The organism is Sphingobium sp. WCS2017Hpa-17, from assembly GCF_031843765.1.
Classification (GTDB): Bacteria; Pseudomonadota; Alphaproteobacteria; order Sphingomonadales; family Sphingomonadaceae; genus Sphingobium.
The window spans coordinates 1-4,271 of sequence record NZ_JAVTIV010000051.1 but is presented as its reverse complement, the minus strand read 5'-3'; the positions used below and the strand labels follow the sequence as shown (position 1 = coordinate 4,271).

Here is a 4,271-nt window from a genome sequence, read left to right as displayed (position 1 = left end):
CCATCACCGCGACCGCTCATACGAGGCTCGTTTGACTGCTCGATGTCCATGCTCACGCCTCCTCAAAGGCCGCGAGCTTTCCTATTCCGGTGCCGGCAACAAGGCCGCCTTCCGTCGGCGCTTACGCCAATGAAGGAGTGAAAGTGCGTTCAGGTCGCCGCCAGTCGATGCCTTCCAAGAGCATCGAAAGCTGCGCCGCCGTCATCACCACTGACCCCGTCTTGGTCGACGGCCACACGAAGCGCCCCCGGTCCATCCGCTTGGAAAACAGACACATGCCCTGGCCGTCGTACCAAAGCAGCTTCACCAGATCGCCGCGCTTGCCCCGGAAAGCGAACAGCGCACCGGAATGGGGGCTCTGCTCCAGAACCTGCTGCGTCATCACCGCCAGGCCGTCGAAACCCTTACGCATGTCGGTCGCACCGCAGGCCAGGAAGATCCGCGTCGATGGCGGCAGCGGGATCATCGCGTCAGGATACCGATCACCCGTGACAGGGCATCGGCATCGACCGTGGCATCCACGCTCACCCTGATACCAGACGGCAGTTCGATGCCAATCACGCCGCCGCTGCTCGCTGCAACTGTCGGGGCAGGCAAGGCTGGCTGCTCGCTGATCTGCACCTCCGCAAATGCCGGCTCGGCCAACTTGCGAACCCCGGCAAGCTCACCGGACATCGCCTGGCGCCGCCAAGTGTAGATCGAGCCGCTGCCGACATCATGGCGTTCACAGGCCGTACGCACGCAGCCCTCCGGGCCGAATGCATCCCGCAGCACGGATAGCTTCTGCTCTACCGTCCACCGCCGCCGACCCGACACCCGGCTAACGACCTCGATCCGACTACTCATACGATTACTCATATGACTACTCGCCCGTTCGCTTGCTGAATCCTCGATCTCGTCCGACACCCGCCACCTCGCTAAAAGAGCGGCAATCATCCCGGCGAATGGGCACCGCGCAAGGCGGCCCTCAGGCCCCGCTTACGAAAATCTTCGATTCCGTCAAATATCTTATGCAGACACTCGCCGAAAAGCTTGCCGAATAGGCTTTGCGACGTGGATTAATTGCCCCACAGCGACCGTATTTTTTTGGATAAAAGGCATGGTATTCAGCCGTGCCGGGGCTCCACTGCAATTGAAAAGTTCAATTTAGCAATCGGCGCTTTTTCGACAGCCGTGACATGTAGGGTTAAACTCATGTCGAGCAGGTCGAGGAGTTGTTCCACGATAACCACGACACGCGCACGATGCTGAACAGATCGATGATGATAAGCATCGTTACGGGCATTGCGCACTAGCTTGAACAGGTTGTTGAACGTTGTGCCGGTCAGCTTCGCCTGCGTCGGGTTGTGCCGCAAAGCTTGGTCTACCGCTGACCAGTGCGAGGCGATCAATCGCTCGACATGGGCGAGCGTGCCACCTTCAAGGAGGTCATATGAGGTTGTTACGCGAGCAGCGCCGCGGCCCATTCCATTGAGCAGATGGGCAACGGTATCCACGACATCGCGACGGGCGGGCAGATTGCCCAGGCGATGCAGCCTTCGCAAATCCCTGTTCATTGTCAGCGCATCGCGGATCGGCCTCCACCATTGATCGTCGCCATAGATGGCTTTCAGCCGGGCGGCCGTGAAAGTGCGGAAAGCGCTTTCGAAGAGGAAGAAAATCGGAAAAAGCTGAGACAGCTCGGCAAGCTTCACATTGTAAAGCGCCATGACAGCGTCGCGTGCGTTCTGCGGCGCACCGGCGCGCACGGCAATAGCGCGCGCCTCCTTGAGCGACGCATCCATGAGGTCCAGATTGGACCGCATCAAATCCGCATCAAACAGTTCGATCTGCAATTTGGGCTGGGTCGCTCCCAGTCTGGTGCGAAAAATCTCGGCGAGATCCGAGGGATTCATAACTGTCTCAAACTCCCACACATTGACTTTTGGGGCCATTTACCCCATGCTCTATACACCTCGTCGGCGAAGTCCCGCATCTGGGGCTGTGCTGCACAGATGCAGACGCCGACGGGGTCACCCTTCTTCCGAAGCCTTTTTCCGGGACCGTGCTCGAAACCGTGCTTCCAGAAGTGCGTACTCCTTTTCGACATAAGCCTGATCGCTGACCTTGATACCAAGTTCGCGGCGCAGCTTCCGTTCGGCATCTCCACGAAAAGACAGCCAATTAAAGCTGGTCAGGACAACATATTCATCATCCTTGATGAGAACTTTCTCATGCGTATCGCCGAAACGGCGCAGCTGAAAGTTAGGAAATTCGTCCGCCAGTTTCTGAAATTCTTCGGGGATGGGCTTGGTGGCCTTGCGATCATCGTCGAGCCCGTAACCGACGTGCAAGGTTACCTGGCGATCCAGCAATTTGCGGAATGCAAGAATCGTCGGCCGATCGACCACAAGCGGCGTAATCCAGGGAGAAAAGATCATGACACGCTGCTCGGCCGTTTCAATGGCATCCCTGAGAAGTGGCGGATGATCGAGAACCGTAAGCCGTTGAAGGGCGCCGTCCGGAACGGCCGAGCGAGCCCGAAGTGTCGTGCGCTTAGCCGTTGACGATTTGGGTTTGGGCGCGTCGACACTCTTGGCGAGTTGGGAAACGCGCCGGGCGAAAGAATCTGAGCCGACCTGATCCGCCTTGGCGAATTCAGCCAGAAGTCTCGTTTTTCGAGGGCCTTCTGCGAGGGCAAAAGCCCTATTATGCTCGTCGAGCAATTGGTTGTCGCTCGCGAACAGCAGTTCGACCTCACCACCTTCGATCGGTCTGAACACCAGCGCAGTGACGGGAAGATGCAGACGCATGCGGCGTTCGATCGTCTTGATGGCAAGCAGATCGCGGCGTCCTTCACTCCGCTCCCTCCCAAAAATGCGAGCAGCTTCGGTAATGTCGATGTCTGGAACCTCTATCCGAGTGGCTGGAAGCGAGGGGATTTCCTTAAGGCCGAGTTCCTCTGGTTGTTTTCCGGAAAGAAGAGTCTGTGCGGGCGGCTCAATAGGTTTCCGGGTGAGGCCGTCAAAATAGATTGGGACAGTCTGTTGTTCCGGGCGGATGCGCTCAAGAGATGCGGTCGTCTTCTCGCCCTTACGTGTGAGCACGAAACGATCGATCTCGTTGCTATCACCAGTTTTGAAGGCCACTTCTTCGGTATCATGGAGCGATCGCAGGGTATCCTGCACCATGCGTCCCGGAATACCAAGGCAAGCGGCTATGCCATCGGCGTCATCAATGCCGAGCCGGATCGTTCGAAGAACGAACTCGTATATTGGCGGCAAAGGGGTATGCTGCAACAGCGAAGCCACCATGTAGATCTTGAAGATCGGCAAGCATACTTCCGCATAGTCGATGAGCTCATAGCCAGGCCGATCAGCATGGAAGCGCGCGGTTTCCTCTGGTGTCATCACGCGGTCTCCGTCTCGCAGCCATCAGCTTTCTCGATCCATCGGATGACGTCCCGGAATGGATTGTCGCCATGAATGCCTCGGCAGAATTCCTTGTCGCCAACGATCAGCAATGCATCCCGTCCACGAGACAGGGCTACATTGAGGCGGGGAGCCTCCTTCAAGAAGCCAAGCTTGGCAAAGGGATTGGATCGGGTGACCGAGTAGATGACCATATCAGCTTGGCGGCCCTGAAACGCATCGACCGTGTTGAGGAGGATTTCGATGTGGCTCCAACGCGGAGAGCGTGGGTTCAAGGTTTGTTCCAATTTCGCCCGTTGATCGGCATAGCCAGTAATGACCGCTACAGTGACGCGTGGTCTTACCCGGTCCTTGTCGCGCCGGGCGAACTGTTTGTTCAGGGCGTTGAGACGTGCGCTAATGAGTTCGCATTCCAGTCGGTTAAAACAGCCGCTTCCAACCTTGGCGGGCGTCTGCTGACGGCCTGAACGCTCCGAGGTGTCCAACCAGGTAACTGCCGATTTGAGGGCTGGACCAAATTTATGGTCGGGACCGCTTCTGGCGCATTCCAGTCCTTGCCCAGGATAGAAACAACCGGAGATAAGGTCGTTGATCGGTTGCACCATGCGCCGCTGCGTCCTGAGCGAGAGCACATTTGCGGTCGGAAGGCGTCGTTCGAGATAGCTGAACAGTGATTCGGCAACTTCTTCATGGCGCAGATCATAGCGCTCCAGCAGCGCGTCATCGCGCAGGGCTGTCAATCGGCGTGCAAACGGGACCCCTTATCGGCGCGCAAAAGGGACCCCCTGTCAGGATTGCGCATGGATGATGTAACGCGCTTCCTTGCGCTGCGCGCGGCGTAGGGAGGGCGTAGCCCGACCG

General features: G+C 57.9%; 5 protein-coding genes. All 5 read right to left on the bottom strand.

The window, feature by feature from the left end:
* Window positions 1-121: 121 nt before the first annotated feature.
* A complete protein-coding gene (gene tnpB / locus RQH62_RS24790) occupies window positions 122-466 on the bottom strand; it encodes an IS66 family insertion sequence element accessory protein TnpB (RefSeq protein ID WP_311271321.1) in 345 nt (114 codons plus the stop codon).
* A complete protein-coding gene (gene tnpA / locus RQH62_RS24785; RefSeq protein WP_311271320.1) occupies window positions 463-906 on the bottom strand; it encodes an IS66-like element accessory protein TnpA in 444 nt (147 codons plus the stop codon). Before tnpA ends, tnpB begins: the two co-directional genes overlap by 4 nt.
* Window positions 907-1,106: 200 nt before the next feature.
* Window positions 1,107-1,895 carry a hypothetical protein gene (locus RQH62_RS24780; protein ID WP_311271319.1) on the bottom strand — a complete coding sequence of 263 codons (789 nt, stop codon included), beginning with the start codon at window positions 1,893-1,895 and terminating at the stop codon, window positions 1,107-1,109.
* Window positions 1,896-2,012: 117 nt separating this feature from the next.
* The gene (locus tag RQH62_RS24775; RefSeq protein WP_311271318.1) at window positions 2,013-3,389 is read right to left on the bottom strand and encodes a hypothetical protein; all 1,377 of its coding nucleotides are present in this window, start codon (window positions 3,387-3,389) and stop codon (window positions 2,013-2,015) included.
* Window positions 3,389-4,150 carry an AAA domain-containing protein gene (locus RQH62_RS24770; protein ID WP_311271317.1) on the bottom strand — a complete coding sequence of 254 codons (762 nt, stop codon included), beginning with the start codon at window positions 4,148-4,150 and terminating at the stop codon, window positions 3,389-3,391. Before RQH62_RS24770 ends, RQH62_RS24775 begins: the two co-directional genes overlap by 1 nt.
* Between the last annotated feature and the right edge of the window lie 121 nt (window positions 4,151-4,271).